Source organism: Kitasatospora herbaricolor (assembly GCF_030813695.1).
Taxonomy (GTDB): Bacteria; Actinomycetota; Actinomycetes; order Streptomycetales; family Streptomycetaceae; genus Kitasatospora; species Kitasatospora herbaricolor.
The window spans coordinates 4,540,657-4,560,679 of the sequence record NZ_JAUSVA010000002.1; the positions used below are offsets into that span (position 1 = coordinate 4,540,657).

Here is a 20,023-nt window from a genome sequence, read left to right on the forward strand (position 1 = left end):
GAAATCTGGCGTACGGGTCAATTCGGGCTGCCGGAATTCACTGGTCCGCTTTTTCATGACGCCGTCCGAGAATGCATCGCACACCCCTTGACCTCGGCATTCTCGAATAATGAGACCCAAGATCAAACTTGGTCTAGACAACCTAGGACGTGTTCGATAGGTTTTCGCCACGAGATCTCGCCAGCGCTGGATCGACCAAACGCATCCGTCTTCGCAGTCGTGGAGGATCCATGGTTCAGGCAATTCTTGAGATGACCGACCGCGCGCTCTCGCGAGTGCTGCGCAAGGAAACCGCCGAGGCTTACTGTGCCTGCCCGGCGGGCAGCTCCACCTACTGCGTGGGTGACACTCTCGTCACCAAGTTCTGCTGCTCGTGGAACTGCGCGGTGGCCCCGTCGTGCACGTACACCTACGTGTACGGCGCCTGCTGAGCACCATTGATCATGTTCGGTTCCGGGCATGGGCGGGACGGCATTCCTGAGGCCGCCCGCACCGCCCGCCGCCCGACCTGACGGCCGGCGCGCGCCTCGGTCGAGCGGGCCGTGTTCCTGCCGCCACCGACGGGTGGCGGCAGGAACACGGCACCGTCCTTTGGGGGATGAATGAACGAGTACCTGGAACTGGCTTTCCGCTGCGTGGTGACCATCGTTTTCGCGGCCTCGGCGGCGGGCAAGGCCCGGGCCCCGCAGGAGTTCGCGGCGGCGGTGCGGGAGATGCGCGTCGCGCCGGAGCGGCTGACCGGGCAGATCGTGGTGGCCGTGCCGTTGCTGGAGGCCCTGCTCGCGGCGGCGGTCTGGGTACCGGCGATCGCACCCTGGGCGTACGCCCTGGCGGCAGGGCTGACCGTGGTGTTCACAGCCGTCCTGGTCTCGGTGCTCCGGCGCCGGATCGACGCCGCCTGCTCGTGTTTCGGCGTGTCCGCGACACCGGTCGGAATGGCCCATGTCGTCCGGAATTGCGTACTCTTCGCGGCGGCGGCGGCAGGCTGCGTCACCGCGTTCGCAGCCGACCCCGGAACGGCCTATCTACCGCATTTCCCGGAAGCATTGCTCAGTATTTTTGCCGCTGTCTGCACCAGTCTCCTCATCATTGCCACCGATATCCTTGCCGACGTCTTTTCCGACCCTTCGAAGGCGGCCCCCCGAAGTTCTTCCTGATCTCCCTGCCGTTTCATCGGCCGCCTTCACCACCGTTGCCGCACTTCTTGTGCACACTCAATAGCGAGCGCCGAAGCGAGGCCCCGTCATCATGCTTGTTGCCGCTGTCGTCCTGATCGCCTGCCTGTCCGTCTTCAATCTGGTCCTGACGCTCGCCGTGGCCCGCCGGTCGCCCGGCACCGCGACGTTCGACAACGAGCCGCCGGCGAACAGCCTGCCGGACGGATCCCCGCTGCCCGAATTCAACGCGCACACCCACGCGGACGGCCCGATCAGTCGCGAGGACCTGCGCGGGGAGGCGATCGTCGGATTCTTTTCGACCACCTGCCAGCCGTGCCGCGAGCAGGCTCCGGAGTTCGCCCGCGTGGTGCGGGACATTCCCGGCGGCCGCGAGCAGGTGCTGGCGTTCGTCAAGGGCGGCGGCGCCGCGGAGGCGGAGCTGGTCGGGCTGCTGAGCCCGGTCGCCCGGGTGGTGACCGAGCCGGCCGGCCACGCCGGGGCCTCGGCGGCCTTCGGGATCGTCCGGTGGCCGAGCTACCTCAACGTGGACGCCGAGGGCAGGATCACGGACCGCGGCCAGGTCTCCGAACTCGCCGTCCCGACCCCGTCCCCGGCCCAGTGACCGGGGCGGACACCGCGCCCGGGACCGGCCTGCGGGCGCTCGGGTCGGCGCGGGCCGCCGCCGGGCTGGCCTGGCGGTCGGGTCCACGCACCATCACCTGCTACGCGCTGGCCAGCGTGGTCGCCGGCCTGCTGCCGGCCCTGATCGCGGTCCTGGTCCGCGAGTTGTTCGACGCGATCACCCAACTGCGCCCCACCGGAGCCCTGGTGCGGGTCACCGTGCTGCTGGTGGCGGCGAGCCTCGGGCTGTCGCTGGTCCCGTCGGTGATCGAGTACCTCCGGGCCCAGAACAGCCGGGCGATCCGGCTGCGGGTGCAGGACGAGCTGTTCGACGGCGTCAACCGGCTGCCCGGCCTGCGCCACTTCGAAGACCCCCGGTTCCAGGACGAGTTGCGGCTCGCCCAGCAGGCCGGCGCCTCCGCTCCCGAGCTGCTGATCGGCTCGGCGGTGAGCAGCCTGCAGGCGCTGGTGACCCTCACCGGGTTCCTGGCCACGGTGTTCGTCCTCAACCCCGTGCTGGGCGTGGTCACCGTGCTGATGGCGCTGCCGCTCTTCGGGACCCAGCTGGCCGCCGGGCGGCGGCGCGCCGCGGTGCTGCAGGACAACATGCCGCGCAACCGGCGGCAGATGTTCTACGGCAGCCTGCTGACCGACGTGGACGCGGTGAAGGAGATCCGGCTCTTCGGCCTGCAGGCGTTCTTCAAGGAGCGGGCCGGGGCCGAACTGCGCGCCGCCTCCGCGGCCGAGCGCCTCACCGACCTGGGCAACCTGCTCCGGCGGCTGCCGCCGTCCCTGCTGGGGGTCGCCGTGTACGGCGTCGGCTTGGCCTGGGCGGTGCACGCCGCGCGCACCGGTGCGCTCTCGATCGGCGACGTGTCGGTCTTCCTGGCCGCGACGGCCGGGATCCAGTCCGGCGTCTCGCAGTTGGCCGGTACCGGCAGCGCCGCCTACCAGGCCTCGATCACCTTCGGCTTCTACCGGGGCCTGCAACTGGTCACGCCGGACCTCTCCCGGCCGGCGGTGGCCGCCGCCCCTGCCCCGGCCGGCCCCGGCATCACGCTGCAGGACGTCTGGTTCCGCTACGACGACGCCTCGCCCTGGGTGCTGAAGGGCGTCGACCTGACCATCCCGGTCGGCGCCACGACCGCGCTGGTCGGCCTGAACGGCGCCGGCAAGAGCACCCTGGTCAAGCTGCTCTGCCGGCTGTACGACCCGACCCGGGGCCGGATCCTCTGGGACGGCCTGGACATCCGGGAGTTCACCCCCGAGCAGCTCAGGGAGCGGATCGGGGTGGTCTTCCAGGACTACTGCCGGTACGACCTCACGGCCGGCGAGAACATCGGCCTCGGCCAGGTCTCCCGGCTGGACGACCCGGAGCTGGTGACGGCCGCCGCGAGGGCGGCGGGGGTGCACGGGCGGATCTCCGCGATGGAGGCCGGCTACCGGACGCTGCTGAGCCGGATCTTCGTCCCGGAGCCGGAGCAGGGCGGCGCCGGCCGGTCGCTGTCCGGTGGCGAATGGCAACGGGTGGCCGTCGCAAGGGCGTTCATGCGCAGGGACGCGGACCTGCTGATCCTGGACGAGCCCAGCGCCGGCCTGGACGCGGCCGCCGAGAAGGAACTTCACGACAGTCTACGGGAGTTGCGGCGCGACGCGACGAGCGTGGTGATCTCGCACCGGCTGAGCTCCGTGCGGGACGCGGACCGGATCATCGTGCTCAAGGGCGGCCGGGTGAGCGAACTGGGCACCCACGACGAACTCATGGCGCACGGCGGGGAGTACGCGGGCCTGTTCACCCTGCAGGCGGACGGGTACCAGCTGGCCGCCGCACCGGGCCCGCCGCGCGCACCGGAGCGGGTCTGAGGCCGGCCCGCGGCCGGGCAGGCACCGCCCGGCACCGCCGGGCGGCGGAAGGGAGGAAACCGAAGTGACCCCGCTCCACCTGTTCCTGGGGCTCGCGGCGCTGCTCGCGGCCCTGCTGGTGCTGCTCCGGCTGTCGGTGTCCGTCCTGCTGGTCTCCGGACCGAGCATGACGCCGGCCCTGCGGCACGGTCAGCGCGTGTTCTTCGTCCGGCCCGGGCTGGCCCGGCTGCGGACCGGCCGGATCGTCGTGGTGACCGCGCCGGCCGCCGCCGGGACGGACGGGCGGCCCGGGCGCCGGCCGGCCGGCGCCCGGCCGCTGCTGGTGAAGCGGGTAGCGGCACTGGCCGGGGAGCCGATCCCGCCGGAGGTCCGGGAGGCCGCCGGTGCCGCCGCCGGGGATCTGGTCCCGCCCGGGCAGCTCGTCCTGCTCGGGGACAACCCGGGCTTCAGCACCGACTCCCGGCTCTGGGGAGTGCTCCCCACGCAGAGCGTCGTCGGAATCGTCCTTGACGGCATCCGGCCCCGAGGCTGACGGAAGTGGTACGCGCGATGAGGTGGTCGACTTGCTCGTGATGGTGCGGTCCCAACTGCGGCACCGGCTCGGCAGAGCCGTCGCCCTGATGTCCGGAATCGCGGTCGCCACGTCCGCGTTCACCGTGCTCACCGGCGCGGCCCGGACGCAGGAGCTGCAGGTCCGCCGGACGGTGGACAGCAACTACCGCTCGGCGTACGACATCCTGGTCCGGCCGACCGGCGCCCGGTCCGAGGCCGAACGCGCCCAGGGCGTGGTGCAGGCCGGCTTCCTGTCCGGGATCTTCGGCGGGATCAGCCTGGAGCAGTGGCAGCGGATCCAGCGGATCCCCGGCGTGGACGTGGCCGCGCCGATGGCGCTGGTCGGCTACGTCATGGCGAGCGCCTCGGTACCGGTCGACCTGGCCGCGCAGATCCCGGCCGGGCAGGACGGCGCCGTCTTCCGGATCACCACCACCACCTCCACCGACCAGGGCCTCAGCCGGACCCCGCCGGCCGTCACCTACCAGTACGTCACCCGCAACCAGCTGGTCGAGAACCAGGGCGGTCAGGGCGGACCCGGCCCGGTGACGGAGGAACTCCCCTCCGGCGCCCAGGTCGCGGCCTGCCCGGTCGACGCGGTGCCGCCGGCCGGCCCCTTCGACACCCCGGACCGGATCGGCTGCGACTCCACCAAGGGCTCCCGCTCGGTGGTGAACGGCGAGACCATCAGCACCCGGCCGGCCTCCGGCCCGGTCGGGTACAAGGTCAACATCCGGGTGCCGATGCTGATCGGCGCGATCGACCCGGCCTCCGAGGCCCGGCTGGACGGTCTGGACGGCGCCGTCGTCTCCGGCCGGTACCTGGCCGACCACCAGGGCGCCGGTACCCGCCAGGTGGCCGCCGCCGTGGGCACCGCCACCGACACCACCGCCACGACCGTCCCGCAGCCGACCTTCCCGGTGCTGGCGGCGGCCCGGAGCAGCCTCGACCAGACCGTGGACGTCTCGGTTCAGCGGCTGGCCGGGACGGACGGCCGCACCCCGGCGCAGCTCGGCACGGCGGCCCTCGGCGCACTGGCCGGGCAGCCGGTCACCACCCGGACGGTCACCGCCGGGGAGGCCTACGGGCAGCTGCTCGACGGGATCTCCGCGGGCACCCCCGCCTCCCTGAACTCGCTGGCCGCCACCTGGACGGTCGGCCCGCTCACCTTCACCGAGGGGCCGGGCGGCGTGCTGCGGCCCACCGCCGCGCAGAACCCGGACTCCACCTGGGCCTCCGGGGTGCCGAACTCGCCCTGGCTCAAGGTGCCGCCGAGCAACGCCGAGACACCGCTGCGGGCGGTCGACAAGCACCTGGCCGTCCCGCAGTCCGAGCCCGGCCGGCTGACCGTCCCCGTGCCGGAGGCCGTCGGCGTCTTCGACGCCGCGAAGCTGCCCGCGACCAACCCGCTCACGGCCGTCCCGCTCGGCGCGTACGACCCGCCGACCACCACGCCCGCGGACGCCGCCTCCACCGCCGCGCTCGGCGGCAAGGCCCTGCAGCCCGACGGCGGTCTGGGCGGCCTGCTCAGCCAGCCGCCGCAGCTGCTCACCACCCTGGACGCGCTGCCCGCACTGACCCGGGGCGCCTTCCAGGGTGACCTGCACGCCGCCGACCCGATCAGCTCGGTCCGGGTCCGGGTCTCCGGGATCACCGGCACGGACGCGGTCAGCCGCGAGCGGGTGCGGCTGATCGCCCAGCAGATCCAGGACCGCACCGGCCTGCACGTGGACGTCACCTACGGCTCCTCGCCGCACCCCACCACCATCGCGCTCGGCGCCGGACGCTTCGGCCGGCCGGAGCTGCTCGTCGAGCAGAACTGGGCCAAGCTCGGGGTCGCCTTCACCGTGCTGGACGCGCTGGACCGCAAGAGCCTCACCCTGTTCGTCCTGATCCTCGCCGTGTGTGCGCTGTTCGTCACCAACTCGGTGGGCGCCGCCGTCCGTTCGCGGCGCACCGAACTGGGCGTACTGGCCTGCCTGGGCTGGTCGCCCGGCCGGGTGCTGGCCACCCTGCTCGGGGAGGTAGCCCTGCTCGGACTGCTGGCCGGGCTGGCCGGCGCGGCGCTGTCCTGGCCGGTGGCGGTGCTCTTCGGCCTGAAGATCACCGCGGCCCGCGCCGCGACGGCGGTGCCGGGAGCCGTCCTGCTGGCCCTGCTCGCCGGCGCCGTCCCGGCCCTGCGCGCCGCCCGGACGGCGCCCGCCGCGGCCGTCCGCCCGGCCGTCTCGGACGCGCACCGGGTCAGCCGGGCCCGCGGCATCGCCGGGCTGGCCGCGGGCAACGTCCGTCGGACACCGGGCCGCAGTCTGCTGGGCGCGCTCAGCGTGGCCGTCGGCACCTGCGCGCTGACCGTCCTGATCGGGATCACCTGGACCTTCCGCAACGCCCTGGTCGGGTCGCTGCTCGGACAGGCGGTGTCCTTCCAGGTCCGCGGCATCGACTACGTGGCCGTGGCGACCGTCGTGCTGCTCGGCGCCCTCGCGGTGGCCGACGTGCTCTACCTCGGCATCCGCGAGCGGGCCGCCGAGCTCGCCGCGCTGTCGGCCGCCGGCTGGGACGACCGCGAACTCGGCCGGCTGGTCGTCACCGAGGGCGCGCTGATGGGCCTGCTGGGTGCCCTGGCCGGAGCCACCGCCGGGGCCGCCGCCACGGCGACGCTGGCCGGCGCGCTGCCCGCCGGCGTCGTGGCCACGGCCGCCGCCGTCGCGGCCGGCGGCGTGCTGACGACGATCGTCGCCTCACTCGTGCCGGCCGCCCTGCTGCGCCGCACCCCCATCGGCCAACTGCTCACGGAGGACTGACCCTTGACCGACACACCCATGGGCTCCGGCGCCGCCGTACGGGCGCTGGACGTGCGGAGGTCCTTCCGGACCGGCGCGGACCAGAGCCTCGCCGCCGTCGACGGGGTGAGCGTGCGGATCGAGCCCGGCCGCGCGGTCTCGCTGACCGGGCCGTCCGGCTCCGGCAAGTCGACGCTGCTGCACATGCTGGGCGCGATCGAGCGCCCGGACAGCGGCACGATCCACGTCGGCGACGCCGAGATCACCGCCATGTCGCGCCGCCGGCTGGCCGCCTACCGGCGCGGTATCGGCATCGTGTTCCAGCGCTTCCACCTGCTGCCGGCGCTGTCGGCGCTGGACAACGTGATCGCGCCGGTGCTGCCGGTCCGCACCGACTTCGACAAGCGCGCCCGGGCCCGCGAGCTGCTGGAGGTGGTGGGACTCGGCGGACGGGAGGCCGCCCTGCCGTCGAAGCTTTCCGGCGGGCAGCAGCAGCGGGTGGCGATCGCCCGGGCCCTGATCAACGACCCGGCGCTGCTGCTCGCGGACGAGCCGACCGGCAACCTGGACAGCCGGACCGGCGCGGCGGTGGTGGAGCTGCTGCTCACCCTGCGGGCCGAGCGCGGCATGACGATGGTGATCGCCACCCACGACCCGGGCCTGGCCGACGACTGCGACGAGCAGATCCGCCTGCGGGACGGGCGTCTGGTGGACGGCTGAGCGCGGGTCCGGCCGGCCGGACCCGCGGCGGTCGGCCTGCGGCCGGCCCGGTCGACGTCCACCGCCCCGGTCACCGTCCGCCGGGGCGGTCCTCCTCCTCGTCCTCCTCGTCCCCGGCCGGCGGCCAGCGGTGGGCGTCCTCGCCCGGTGCCAGCCGGGCCACCACCTCGGCCAGCGCGACACAGGCCTGTTCGATCTTGAAGTAGGTGTTCCGCTGCTCGGCGATCAGCGCCGACAGCAGCAGCGCGGTCAGCGCCGCCGCGCCGTTGAGGGCCTGGAGGGTGAACATGACGGCGAGCGTGCTGTGGCCGGCGAACGGACCGACCCCGTCGACCGCGGCCCGGACCGCGACCACCGAGACGACCAGCACGCACGGCGCGGCGCCCATCAGCTGGTAGCGCAGCGCAGCCCAGATGAGCACCGGGAAGACCAGGAACAGCAGGTGCAGCGGGCTGCGGGTGCCGATCAGGGCCACCACGGCGGTGAGCAGCACCAGCAGCGGAGGTTCGGCCCACTGGTAGGGCCGTATCGCGGTCGGCCGGCGGAAGGTGTAGAGCGCCAGCAGCAGGGGCGTGACGACCAGGACGCCCATCGCGTCGCCGACCCACCACGCCGACCAGGTCGCGCAGAAGCCGCTGGCCGGCAGCGAGCCGACCAGCAGCAGCGCGAGGCTGCCCACGGTCGCGCTGATCAGCATGCCGGCCAGCGCGCCGAGGAAGACCAGGGCCACGCCGTCCCGCAGCCGGTCCAGCTGGATCCGGAAGCCCACCGCCCGGAGCATCAGGCAGGAGCAGACCACGGCGAGGCTGTTCCCGGCGGCGATCGCGACGGAGGCGCCGTTCACCGGCCCGATGGTGGCGATGACCAGCAGGGTGCCGATCGCGATGCCGGGCCAGACCCGCAGGCCGAGGATCAGCAGGCAGGTCAGGGCGATGCCCGTGGGCGGCCAGAGCGGCGCGACCTTGGCACCCCCGACGACCACCTGCTGCAGCAGTCCGATCCGGCCGGCCACCAACCAGGCGGCCGCGACGGCGAGGATCCGCAGGGCCGCTGCGGTGAGACGCCGGAATACCTCGTTGCGCACCACAGAAGCCATCAGACAACGCCGCCGGCCCGGCACCGGCCCGTGACACGCGCTGCGGGGCTTGTTCCGCCTGCCGGTCCTGCCCCGGGACGGCCTACGCCTCGCGGTCCCGCTCGTCGTGGCACAGGACCAGGACGGCGGCGTCGTCCGTGTGGCCGGTGAGGTCGGCGACCTTGATGATCTCGGTGGCCAGCTCGCCCGGGTCGGGGACGGTGCCGGCCCGGGCCCCGGCGCCGACGCCCTCCTCGACCACCCGGGCGACCTGCTCCAGGCCGGCCTCGATCGGGAACGAGGGCCCCTCCACCACACCGTCCGTGACCAGGACGAACGCACCGGGCACCGCCAGCCGGCGCCGGGTCACCGGGTACACCTCGCCGGGCAGGATCCCGATCGGCAGTCCGCCCTCGTCCTGGGTGACGCCGCTGCGGCCGTCGGTGGTGGCCCAGACCGCGGGCACATGGCCGGCCCGGGAGTCCGACAGTTCCCAGCTGACCGGGTCGAAGCGCAGGAAGCTGCAGGTGGCGAAGAGGGTGCAGTCCATCGAGAGCAGCAGTTCGTTGGCCCGGGCCAGCACCTCCCCCGGGTCGGCCGAGATGCCGGCCACCGCCCGCAGGCCGACCCGGACCTGGCCCATGAAGGCGGCCGCCTCGACGTCGTGCCCCTGCACGTCGCCGATCGAGAAGCCGAGCGCGCCGTCCGGCAGCCGGAAGCCGTCGTACCAGTCCCCGCCGATGTCCAGGCCGTTGCGGGCGGGCGCGTAGCGGGCCGCGGTGCGCAGGCCCGGCAGCTCCGGCAGGGCGCCGGGGAGCAGCTCGCGTTGCAGGGCCTGGGCGAGTTCGACCCGGGCCTGCTGCAGCTCGGCGCGCTCCAGGGCCTGTGCGGTGAGGCGTCCGAGTTCGGTCAGCAGGTCGTCGGCGCTGGCGGGCCGGCGTCGGGTCATCGACCCTCCCAGGGGCTTGGGTCACGCGCCCGAGGCCGGTCACCGCGGGTGCGACCGGTACCCGGGACACTCCCCGGGACGGGCGACCGTGCGGCACCGGACGGCCGAGAGCCGGGCCGGTCACCCGGCGAATCGCAGGTTCATCCTATTTCTGCGCTGCCGCCGCCGCTTGGCGGAGCGGACCGGCCCCCGGCCCCGGCCGCTCCCGCCCGGCGGCCGCTCCCCCGGCTGCCGCCCGGCGGTCGCTCACCTGGCTCGCGCCCGCTGAGTACGCCCGGTGGGCCCGCCCGGGTCAGCCGGCCTTGCCGAGGGCCTGGTCGAGGTCGGCCCACAGGTCGTCCGGGTGCTCGATCCCGACGGTGACGCGGATCGTCCCCGCGCCGATGCCCGCCGCCCGCAGCTGCTCGTCGTCCAGCTGGCGGTGCGAGGTGCTGGCCGGGTGCATGACGAGCGTGTGCACCCCGCCCAGGGACGGCGCCAGGGCGGCGAGCCGGACGGCCCCGGCGAAGGCGTGGCCGGCCTCCCGGCCGCCGACGTGCTCGAAGGCGAGCATGCCGCCGTGGCCGCCGTCCAGCAGCCGACCGGCGAGGGCGTGGTCCGGGTGCCGGGGCAGCCCCGGGTAGTGCACGGCGGCCACCGCCGGGTGGTCGGCCAGCCGGGTGGCCAGCGTGAGCGCGTTCTCGCAGTGCCGCCGGACCCGCAGTGCGAGGGTCTGCATGCCGCGCAGGGTGAGCCAGGCGGTGAAGGGGTCGGCCGAGGCGCCCAGCTCCGAGGCGTGGTGCCAGACCTCGGCGTGCAACTCGGCGGAGGCGAAGACGGCCACGCCGCCGAGCACGTCGCTGTGACCGCCGAGGTACTTGGTGGCGGAGTGCACCACGATGTCGGCGCCGTGGTCGAGCGGACGGCAGAGCAGCGGGGTGGCGAAGGTGTTGTCGACGACGCTGAGCACGCCCGCCTCCCGGGCGACGGCGGTCAGCGCGGGCAGGTCCGAGATCCGGGTCATCGGGTTGGAGATGGTCTCCAGGTAGAGCAGGCGGGTGTTCGGGCGCAGCGCCTGCCGGACCTCCTCGGCGCTGTCGCCGCCGACGTGGGTGACCTGCACGCCCCAGCGCTCGGCCAGGTCGCCGAGCACCGCCGTGGTGCCGCCGTAGAGGCTGCGCTGGGCGATCACGTGGTCGCCGGAGCGGAGCAGTCCGAGCAGCACGGAGTTGATCGCGCCCATCCCGGAGGCGGCGGCGAGGGCGGCGGCGCCGCCCTCGAGGTCGGCGACCGCCCTTTCCAGGGACCGGACGGTGGGGTTGCCCATCCGGCCGTAGAGGAAGGCGCCGGTGGGGTCGGTGAAGGCCGCGGCCAGGGCGTCCGGGTCGTCGAAGGCGAACACGTGGCCCTGGTGGATCGGCACGCCGAGCGGCCGGCTGCCGGCCACCTCGGCGACCGGCGGGTGGACGGTCCTGCTCTCGGGGTGCAGCTCCGGGGGAAGTGAGGTCATGGCGCCATCCTCGGAACCCGGGGCCGGGCCGTCCAGGGCCAATCGGAGCGGATTGGCCCAGGGGCCGTGGTTCCGCCGGGCGGCCCCGGGCGGGCGGGTCACCGGGCAGGTGCGGCAGGCGGGCGGGTCACCGGGTGGCCGGCCCGACCGGTGCGTGGGCCAGGCCGAGCAGCACGCTCACGTCCGCCAGCGCCGGGACGTCGTAGAGCAGCGGCCGGGGACCGGCCTGGTCCGGGCGGCTGAGGTAGCCGCCGTCCGGCTGCTGGCGGTCGGCGAGCAGCCGGACGGCCCGCCGGAGCAGCGGGCGGTGTTCCGGCGAGCCGGCCAGGGCGATCACCGCGTACGCCGTGCTGATCGGGTCGCTCGGGTCGCCGGGCCGGTGGCCCCAGCCGCCGTCGGCGTTGCCCGTCCGGGCCAGGTGGCCGACGGCCCGGCTCCTGACCAGGTCCAGCTCCCGGCGGGTGGCGGGGCCGGCGCCCGCCCGGGCGGCGTCGCAGGCCAGCACCGCCCGGAAGACCGCGTTGGAGGCGTTGCGGCTCCAGCCGCGCCCGAAGCCGCCGTCCGCCCGCTGGCCGGCCGCGATGAAGCGCGCGCCGGCCTCGACCACCGCCCGGTGCGCCGGGTCGGGGGCCAGCGCGTTGACGGCCCCGGCGGTCATCGCGATCTCCGAGGGGACGCCGCGCGCATAGGTGGGGAAGCCGCCGTCGGGGTTGCGCCGCTCCAGCAGGTGGCGCTCGGCCGCGCGGATCCGCCGGCGGTGCCGGGCCGCACCGGTGCCGCGCAGGAACTCCACCGCGTACGAGGTGTCGTCGACGTCGCTCTGCGTCACCCCCGGGTGGAAGCCGAATCCGCCGTCGGGGTTCTGCCGGCCGGCGAGGGCGTCGGCCATCCGGTCGACCAGCGGCCCCGCGTACCCGCAGCGGACGAGGGCGAGCCCGGCGGTGGCGGTGGCGAAGAGGCTCATGCCGGTGATGAACGGGAGTCCCCCGTCGGGGCCGAGGCCGGCCAGCACGTCCCCGAGGGCGCGGCGGACGGCCGGCCGCCGGCCGGGGTGCTTGCGCAGCGCGAGCAGTCCGAGCAACCGGGCCAGGTTGTTGCACTCCCAGGCCGGCCCGGGCCGGACGGCGGGCGCCAGGACGTCCCAGTCCGTGCCGGTGACCAGTCCGGGGGCGCCGGTGCCGTACGCCGCCATGATCTTGAGCGAGGTCATCTCCAGCTGGAGCCAGCTCTGCTGGCCGCGCACGTCGTAGGCCTCGGGCCGCGCCCGGGGGAACTCCCCGGCGCCGAGTTCGGCCAGCAGGGTGGCGAACATGAGCCGCTTGCGGTCGGCCGTGAAGTCGTCGACGACGAGCTGCCGGGCCGCCGCCCGGTCGGCGGGGCCGGCGGTGCCGAGCGCGGCCCGGCCGAGAGCGCGCTGGAGGGCGTCCGGCGGCCGGCTGTCGAGGGTGTCCCGGAGGTACCGGGCGAGCCGCCGGCGGGCCTGCGGGGCGGTCCGCTCGGCGGTGAGCAGCCACAGCGCCAGCGCGGACTCCAGCACCCGGCTCTCGCAGGGCGCCCGGAGCAGGCCGTCCGGGCCCACCCGGGCGGCCACCCGGCGGGCCAGCCGGTCGCGGCGGTGCAGGAGTTCATCGGCGTGCGGCCCGTGGGCGAGGGGTTCGACCCGGCCGGCGGAGGGCAGCAGGACAGGCGTCAACTTCGGGGCTTTCCATGGGGGACGACGCGGCCGGGCCGGTGGCCGCGGACGGTGCGGCCGGGCGGTGGCGGGCCCGGCCGCACTGCTCCGCCGCCACGGCCGCGCCAGGCCGGAGCCGGGCCACGACAAGATCATGACTTACGGATCGTAGCTCATCGGACACTTTGCGTGACCTGAATTCCGGAACTCCACCCTCCGGGCCAACTACCGCCCCTGGAGCATCCCGTGGCGGCCGGGCCTCAGCCCCGGGCGGCCAGCTCCCGGACCACTTCGGCGAAGCCCCGCACCAGCGGGTTGTCGGTGCCGGCCCCCCAGGCGAGCACCACCCGCAGGGGCTCGGCGTCGACGAGCGGCACCCAGCAGAGGTCGGGGCGGCCGTAGTACCGGGCCATGCTGGCCGGCGCGAAGCAGATGGCGGCGCCGTCGGCCACCTGCTCCAGCATCTCCTCGACGTTGTCGTTGGTCGGCCCCCAGCGCGGGGCCGAGCCGTCCGGCCGGGGGTTCACGGCCCACCAGTCGACCCATTCGCGGGGCGCCCGCTCGGTCCACATCAAGGGCTCGTCGTTGACCTCCATCACGCCGACCCCCGCCCGCCCGGCCAGCGGGTGCCGGGCCGGCAGGCCGACCACCCGGGGTTCGGAGTGCACCAGTTCGGCGTGCAGGCCGGTGAGGTCCGCGGGCAGCCAGACGAAGGCGACGTCGACCCGGCCGTCGCGCAGCGCCGCGGCCTCCTCGCTCCAGTCGAAGCGCTTGGGCGTCACCTGGACGCCGGGATGGCGACGGGCGAACTCGGCCCGCGCCCGGGTGGTCAGCTCGCCCGCGCCGCTGGCCTCGAAGCCGACCCGCAGCACCCCGGTCTCGCCGCGCAGGTGGCGCTCGGCGACCGCCGTCACCCGGTCGGCCTGGCGCAGGGTCCGGCGGGCCTCGGCGACCACGTCCAGCCCGGCGGCGGTGGCGTTCACGCCGCCGGAGTGCCGTTCGAACAGCCGCAGGCCCAGCTCGGACTCCAGGTTCCGGAGCGCGTACGAGAGGGCCGGCTGGCTCACGTGGAGCCGTTCCGCGGCCCGACCCAGGTTGCCCTGATCGGCGATCTCGACGAGGTAGCGCAGTTGCCGGAGCTCCACGCAGCGATGATAAGCGGCCTTTATCGGGCGGCGGAAGCTCTGTCTTGGACGCCGGACACCGCGAAGTGGCTCACTGGAACCGTCAACAGCGGATCAAGGAGCAGGACATGACGAACACTCACGCAGGTGCCACCCGCACGGCGGCCGGCCGGGTCTGGCTGATCACCGGTGCCTCCTCGGGCTTCGGCCGGGCGCTGACCGAGGCGGCCCTGGCGGCCGGCGACACCGTGGTCGCGGCGGTCCGCCGGCCGGAGGCGCTCAAGGACCTCGCCGCCGAGCATCCCGACCGGGTGGTGCCGGTCGCCCTGGACGTCACCGACCAGGCGCGGATCACCGCCGTGGTGGCCGAGGTGCTGCTCTGGTACGGGCGGATCGACGTCCTGGTGAACAACGCCGGGCGCGGCCTGATCGGCGCGGTCGAGGAGAACACCGACCGCGAGCTGCGCGACCTGATGGACCTGCACTTCTTCGGCCCGGCGGCGCTCACCCGGGCGGTACTGCCGGCGATGCGGCGGCAGGGGTCCGGCGCGGTGGTGCAGCTGAGCAGCATGGGCGGGCGGCTCTCGTTCGCCGGGGTCGGCGCCTACTCGGCGACCAAGTTCGCCCTGGAGGGACTGTCGGAGGCGCTGGCGCCGGAGGTGGCCCCGTTCGGCGTGAAGGTGATGATCGTGGAGCCCGGCTCGTTCCGGACGGGCTTCGCGGGCGGCGGCGCGCTGCTGGAGTCGGCCCCCCTGGACGCGTACCGGGAGACGGTCGGCCCGGTCCGCGAGGTGCTGCCGCAGAGCGACGGCACCCAGCCCGGCGACCCGGCCAAGGCCGCGGCGGCGATCCTGGCCGCGCTGGCGGCCGAGCGGACCCCGCTGCGGCTGGTGCTGGGCAACGACGCGACCGACGCGATCCTGGCGAACGCCGACGCGGCCCGTGCGGAGCTGCTGGCCTGGGAGCAGGTCAGCCGGGGCACGGACTTCGACGCCTGACCCGCGGCGGCCGGGGTCCGGACGGACCCGACCCCGGCCGCCCGCACACCGCCGGCCGCCGGGCCGGCGGTCGTCTGCCGGGCCGGCGGCTCAGGCCCGGAGCAGCCGTCCGCCGGCCAGCCCGCCGACCGTCCGGACGGCCGCGACCGCCCAGGCCGCGATCAGCAGCAGGTAGAGCGCCACGGCCAGCCCGGTGAAGCCCGCGAAGCCGGTGTGCCGGGCGAGGCCGGCCGCGCCGGTGACACACGTCCCGACCGGGAAGGTGAAAGCCCACCAGGTCATCGCGAAAGGCATCCCGGCCCGCATCGCCCGCAGGTTGGCGGCCGCGGCGACCAGCAGCCAGAGCATCGCGACGCCCATCACCGCGACGCCGTACAGCTCGGACAGCACCAGCGCGGCGGGGGCCAGCGCCGGGGCGGCCGGCCCGGCGGCGTCGGCCAGCTGGCCGGTCGCGGTGGTGGACTGCCCGAGCGGCCCGAGCACCAGGAACAGCGCGGGGGTGAGGGCGGGCGCGAGCGGCTTGCTGTGCAGCAGCCCGGTGATCACCACGGGGAGCAGGGCGAGGGTGGCCAGCAGGCCGGCGCCGAGCAGCGCGTAGCAGCCCTGCAGCATGGCGGTCCGCCAGCCGCCGGCCGGCAGGTACGGCACGAGCGCGGGGCCGGTGGCGGCGGCGACCAGCGGCGCCACCACCGGCAGCAGCCAGGTGGGGTTGGCGTCCTGCGCGGCGAGCCGGTGCCGGGTGATCATCAGGTAGGGGATGCCGGCCGCGACGGCCAGCGCGTACGCGGTGCCCGCCGTCCACAGCACGGCGTCGACGGCCAGCGCCGGACCGGTGCCGATCACCCGTGGGCCGAAGGCCAGCGTGGCGTACCCCACCGCGAGCAGGGCCATCGGCGGGCAGCCGTAGAAGACGGCGGTGGCCGGGGTGTCGAACAGGCCGGCCCGGGCGGTGTCACGGTGCCGGGTGAGGTGCACGGCGCGCGCCGCCACCAGGGCGAGCAGCGCGAGGACGGACAGCCCCCAGAGCAGTTCGCCGAAGCCGGTCAGACCGGGCGGACGGACGGGCAGCGCGGCCGCGCCGTTCGCCACGACGGCGGTGCCCATCACGGCGGCGTACCACTGGGGGCCGAGTCCGGCGAGGGCGGGAGCGCGGCCGTGGCCGGTGAGCGGGCGGGCGAGGGTGAGGGTGGCCATGGCACCACCGTGCCCGGGGCCTGGCCGTGCCGGTAGCGCCCGCGCGCCTATGAGCGCATAGCCTGGGCCTATGCCTCTCTCCTCGCACGTCCCCGAGCTGGGTGCGCTGGAGCTGCTGCTCGCGGTCGCGCGGCTGGGCAGCGTCGGGCGGGCGGCGGCCGAGCTGGGCGTGAGCCAGCCGACCGCCAGCGCCCGGATCAAGGGCATGGAACGGCAGATCGGGGTGGCGCTGCTGGAGCGCTCGCCGCGCGGGTCGAAGCCGACCGAGGCGGGCCGGCTGGTGGTCGAGTGGGCGCGCAACGTGGTCGAGGCGGCCCGGGCGCTGGACGCCGGGATCGACGCGCTGCGCGAGAACCGGGACGCCCGGCTGCGGGTGGTGGCCAGCCTGACCGTCGCCGAGTACCTGATGCCCGGCTGGCTGCTGGCCCTGCACGGGGTCAGCCCGCAGACCTCGGTGACGCTGCGGACGGCCAACTCCGCGGACGTCGCCGGGCACGTGCTGGCCGGCGAGGCGGACCTCGGCTTCGTGGAGGGCCCGACCACGGCCGCCGGCCTGTCCGGCACGGTGGTGGCCGCCGACCGGCTGGTCGTGGTGGTGGCCCCCGACCATCCGTGGGCCCGCCGCCGCGCGCCGCTGACCGGCCCGGAGCTGGCGGCGACCGCGCTGGTGCTCCGCGAGCCGGGCTCGGGCACCCGGGAGGTGCTGGAGATGGCGCTGGAGCCGTACGGCGGCGCGGCCCGGCCGCTGATGGAGCTGGCCTCCTCGACGGCGCTGAAGGCGGCCGCGATGACCGGCGCCGGGCCGGTCTGCCTGAGCGAGCTGGCGGTGGTGGAGGAGCTGGCGACCCGCCGGCTGGTGGCGGTCCCGCTGGCGGCGGGGCTGGACCTGAGGCGTCCGCTGCGCGCGGTCTGGCCGGCCGGACAGCGGCCGTCCGGCCCGGCCCGGGAGCTGCTGGGCCTGACCCGGCGGACCGGCTGAGGCCGCGGTGCCCGTCCCCGGCCGCCCGGAGCCGCCCGGAGCCGCCCCGGAACGGCCGCGCGAACTGTTCATCCGAAAGTTGAGCGGAATAGACTCAACTTAGTGCATGCTGTATCTAGCAGGAGCGACAGCTCCCCACCCCGGGATCCGGCCCCGACCGCCGGCCCCGGCCCCGACGTAGAGGAGGACGACCCAGCAGTGGACGCCAGCAAGTTCACCACCAAGACGCAGGACGCCCTGTCCGCCGCGATCCGGCAGGCGGGCGCAGCGGGGAACCCGGACGTCAAGCCGGTGCACATCCTGCTCGCCCTGCTGGAACAGCCCGAGGGCATCGCCAAGCCGCTGCTCGAAGCCGTCGGCGCGGACGCCGGCCGGATCACCGCCGAGGCGCGCCGCCAGCTGACCGGGCTGCCGAGCGCCAGCGGCTCGACCGTTGCCGCGCCGCAGCTGGCCCGGGACACCCTGGCCGTGCTGACCGAGGCCGGCAGGCGCGCCGACGACCTCGACGACCAGTACCTCTCCACCGAGCACCTGCTGGTCGGCCTGGCCGCCGAGGGCGGCGCGGTCGCCGACCTGCTGAGCCGGTACGGCGCCACCCCCAAGGCCCTGCTCGCCGCCTTCAAGGACGTGCGCGGCAGCGGCCGGGTCACCTCGCAGGACCCCGAGGGCACCTACAAGGCGCTGGAGAAGTACGGCACCGACCTCACCCAGGCCGCCCGGGACGGCAAGCTCGACCCGGTGATCGGCCGCGACCAGGAGATCCGCCGGGTCGTCCAGGTGCTCTCCCGCCGGACGAAGAACAACCCGGTGCTGATCGGCGAGCCCGGCGTCGGCAAGACGGCCGTGGTCGAGGGCCTGGCCCAGCGGATCGTCGCCGGTGACGTGCCCGAGTCGCTGCGCGGGAAGCGGCTGGTCGCGCTGGACCTCAGCGCGATGGTCGCCGGCGCCAAGTACCGCGGCGAGTTCGAGGAGCGGCTGAAGGCCGTCCTGAACGACATCAAGCAGAGCGACGGCCAGGTGGTCACCTTCATCGACGAGCTGCACACCATGGTCGGCGCGGGAGCCGGCGGCGACTCCGCGATGGACGCCGGCAACATGCTCAAGCCGATGCTGGCCCGCGGCGAGCTGCGGATGGTCGGCGCCACCACCCTGGACGAGTACCGCGAGCGGATCGAGAAGGACCCGGCGCTGGAGCGCCGCTTCCAGCAGGTGATCGTCGGCGAGCCCTCGGTGGAGGACTCGATCGCGATCCTGCGCGGCCTCAAGGGCCGGTACGAGGCGCACCACAAGGTGCAGATCTCGGACGCCGCCCTGGTCGCCGCCGCCACCCTGTCCAACCGCTACATCACCTCGCGCTTCCTGCCGGACAAGGCGATCGACCTGGTCGACGAGGCCGCCTCCCGGCTCCGGATGGAGATCGACTCCTCCCCGGTGGAGATCGACGAGCTCCAGCGCTCCGTGGACCGGTTGCGGATGGAGGAGCTGGCCCTGGAGAAGGAGTCCGACCCGGCCTCGATCGACCGGCTGGCCCGGCTGCGCCGCGATCTGGCCGACAAGAACGAGCAGTTGAGCGTGCTGACCGCGCGCTGGGAGCAGGAGAAGAAGAGCCTCAACCGGGTCGGCGAGCTCAAGGAGCGCCTGGACGACCTGCGTGGCCTGCTCGAACGGGCCCAGCGGGACGGCGACTTCGAGCGTGCGTCCAAGCTGATGTACGCCGAGATCCCGGCCGCCGAGCGCGAGCTCACCGAGGCCCAGGAGCGGGCCGCGGACGAGGATGCCAGCCAGTCGATGGTCAAGGAGGAGGTCGGCCCGGACGACGTGGCCGACGTGGTCTCCTCCTGGACGGGCATCCCGGCCGGCCGGCTGCTGGAGGGCGAGAGCGCCAAGCTGCTGCGGATGGAGGAGGAGCTCGGGCGCCGGCTGATCGGCCAGCGCGAGGCCGTCCAGGCCGTCTCGGACGCGGTGCGCCGCACCCGCTCCGGCATCGCCGACCCGGACCGCCCGACCGGCTCCTTCCTGTTCCTCGGCCCCACCGGCGTCGGCAAGACCGAACTCGCCAAGGCCCTGGCCGACTTCCTGTTCGACGACGAGCGGGCGATGGTCCGGATCGACATGAGCGAGTACGGCGAGAAGCACTCCGTCTCGCGGCTGGTCGGCGCCCCGCCCGGCTACGTCGGCTACGAGGAGGGCGGCCAGCTGACCGAGGCGGTGCGCCGCCGCCCGTACAGCGTCGTCCTGCTGGACGAGGTGGAGAAGGCCCACCCCGAGGTCTTCGACGTGCTGCTGCAGGTGCTGGACGACGGCCGGCTCACCGACGGCCAGGGCCGGACGGTGGACTTCCGCAACGCCATCCTGATCCTTACCTCCAACCTCGGGTCCCAGTACCTGATCGACCCGAGCACGCCGGAGGAGCGCAAGAAGGCCCTGGTCCTGGACACCGTCCGGGCCACCTTCAAGCCGGAGTTCCTCAACCGGCTCGACGACATCGTGGTCTTCGAGCCGCTGGGCACCGCGGAGCTCAGCCGGATCGTGGACCTGCAGGTCAACAAGCTCGGCGAGCGGCTGCGCGAGCGCCGGCTCACCCTGGAGGTCACCCCGACCGCCCGGGACTGGCTGGCCCTCACCGGCTACGACCCGGCGTACGGCGCCCGGCCGCTGCGCCGGCTGGTGCAGTCCGCGATCGGGGACCAGCTGGCCAAGGCCATCCTGTCCGGCCAGGTCCACGACGGGGAGACCGTGGTGGTCGAGCTGGCCGAGGACGGCGACCGGCTGACGGTCCGCGCCCGGGGGCCGCTGGAGAAGTGACACCGCGCGCCGGCGGGCCGTTCCCTTCGGGGCGGCCCGCCCCGG

General features: G+C 74.7%; 16 protein-coding genes. 10 read left to right on the plus strand and 6 right to left on the minus strand.

Annotation, left to right across the window (positions count from 1 at the left end; all coding sequences use genetic code 11):
• Positions 1-230 precede the first annotated feature (230 nt).
• The 7 genes from J2S46_RS20305 to J2S46_RS20335 all read left to right on the plus strand — a co-directional run bounded on the left by J2S46_RS20305 (position 231) and on the right by J2S46_RS20335 (position 7,693).
• On the plus strand, positions 231-431 hold the full coding sequence (locus tag J2S46_RS20305) for a hypothetical protein (RefSeq protein ID WP_229912234.1): 201 nt from the start codon (positions 231-233) through the stop codon (positions 429-431).
• Between the two features lie 171 nt (positions 432-602).
• Complete coding sequence (locus J2S46_RS20310) at positions 603-1,157, plus strand: MauE/DoxX family redox-associated membrane protein (protein WP_191288605.1); 555 nt, start codon at positions 603-605, stop codon at positions 1,155-1,157.
• 91 nt (positions 1,158-1,248) lie between these two features.
• Positions 1,249-1,779, plus strand: a complete 531-nt coding sequence (locus tag J2S46_RS20315) for a TlpA family protein disulfide reductase (protein ID WP_191288604.1) — start codon at positions 1,249-1,251, stop codon at positions 1,777-1,779.
• The gene (locus J2S46_RS20320) at positions 1,776-3,641 is read left to right on the plus strand and encodes an ABC transporter ATP-binding protein (RefSeq protein WP_229912231.1); all 1,866 of its coding nucleotides are present in this window, start codon (positions 1,776-1,778) and stop codon (positions 3,639-3,641) included. Before J2S46_RS20315 ends, J2S46_RS20320 begins: the two co-directional genes overlap by 4 nt.
• Positions 3,642-3,705: 64 nt before the next feature.
• A complete protein-coding gene (locus tag J2S46_RS20325; protein WP_229912228.1) occupies positions 3,706-4,173 on the plus strand; it encodes a S26 family signal peptidase in 468 nt (155 codons plus the stop codon).
• Between the two features lie 22 nt (positions 4,174-4,195).
• Positions 4,196-6,994 carry an ABC transporter permease gene (locus J2S46_RS20330; protein ID WP_191288603.1) on the plus strand — a complete coding sequence of 933 codons (2,799 nt, stop codon included), beginning with the start codon at positions 4,196-4,198 and terminating at the stop codon, positions 6,992-6,994.
• Positions 6,995-6,997: 3 nt separating this feature from the next.
• Positions 6,998-7,693: an ABC transporter ATP-binding protein gene (locus J2S46_RS20335; RefSeq protein ID WP_229912226.1), complete on the plus strand. Its 696-nt coding sequence runs from the start codon at positions 6,998-7,000 to the stop codon at positions 7,691-7,693.
• Positions 7,694-7,763: 70 nt separating this feature from the next.
• On the opposite strand, the gene J2S46_RS20340 is transcribed toward J2S46_RS20335, so the two are convergent.
• The 5 genes from J2S46_RS20340 to J2S46_RS20360 all read right to left on the minus strand — a co-directional run bounded on the left by J2S46_RS20340 (position 7,764) and on the right by J2S46_RS20360 (position 14,023).
• Complete coding sequence (locus J2S46_RS20340; RefSeq protein WP_191288713.1) at positions 7,764-8,780, minus strand: MASE1 domain-containing protein; 1,017 nt, start codon at positions 8,778-8,780, stop codon at positions 7,764-7,766.
• Positions 8,781-8,871: 91 nt separating this feature from the next.
• A complete protein-coding gene (locus J2S46_RS20345; protein WP_191288602.1) occupies positions 8,872-9,717 on the minus strand; it encodes a PP2C family protein-serine/threonine phosphatase in 846 nt (281 codons plus the stop codon).
• 292 nt (positions 9,718-10,009) lie between these two features.
• Positions 10,010-11,206 carry a trans-sulfuration enzyme family protein gene (locus tag J2S46_RS20350; protein WP_191288601.1) on the minus strand — a complete coding sequence of 399 codons (1,197 nt, stop codon included), beginning with the start codon at positions 11,204-11,206 and terminating at the stop codon, positions 10,010-10,012.
• A gap of 127 nt (positions 11,207-11,333) precedes the next feature.
• Positions 11,334-12,899, minus strand: a complete 1,566-nt coding sequence (locus J2S46_RS20355; RefSeq protein ID WP_229912224.1) for a drimenyl diphosphate synthase — start codon at positions 12,897-12,899, stop codon at positions 11,334-11,336.
• Between the two features lie 239 nt (positions 12,900-13,138).
• On the minus strand, positions 13,139-14,023 hold the full coding sequence (locus J2S46_RS20360; RefSeq protein ID WP_191288599.1) for a LysR family transcriptional regulator: 885 nt from the start codon (positions 14,021-14,023) through the stop codon (positions 13,139-13,141).
• Between the two features lie 107 nt (positions 14,024-14,130).
• On the opposite strand from J2S46_RS20360, the gene J2S46_RS20365 reads away from it, so the two are divergent.
• Positions 14,131-15,000, plus strand: coding sequence for an oxidoreductase (locus J2S46_RS20365; protein ID WP_191288598.1), 870 nt, complete (start codon positions 14,131-14,133; stop codon positions 14,998-15,000).
• Positions 15,001-15,090: 90 nt separating this feature from the next.
• Here J2S46_RS20365 and J2S46_RS20370 read toward each other — a convergent pair whose 3' ends face one another.
• Positions 15,091-16,194, minus strand: a complete 1,104-nt coding sequence (locus tag J2S46_RS20370; protein WP_191288597.1) for an SLAC1 family transporter — start codon at positions 16,192-16,194, stop codon at positions 15,091-15,093.
• Between the two features lie 70 nt (positions 16,195-16,264).
• On the opposite strand from J2S46_RS20370, the gene J2S46_RS20375 reads away from it, so the two are divergent.
• Together J2S46_RS20375 and clpB are read left to right on the plus strand one after the other, a co-directional pair.
• Positions 16,265-17,173 carry a LysR family transcriptional regulator gene (locus tag J2S46_RS20375; RefSeq protein WP_191288596.1) on the plus strand — a complete coding sequence of 303 codons (909 nt, stop codon included), beginning with the start codon at positions 16,265-16,267 and terminating at the stop codon, positions 17,171-17,173.
• Between the two features lie 198 nt (positions 17,174-17,371).
• Positions 17,372-19,978 (plus strand): ATP-dependent chaperone ClpB, encoded by a 2,607-nt coding sequence (clpB, locus tag J2S46_RS20380; RefSeq protein ID WP_191288595.1) that lies wholly within the window; start codon positions 17,372-17,374, stop codon positions 19,976-19,978.
• Positions 19,979-20,023: the final 45 nt, after the last annotated feature.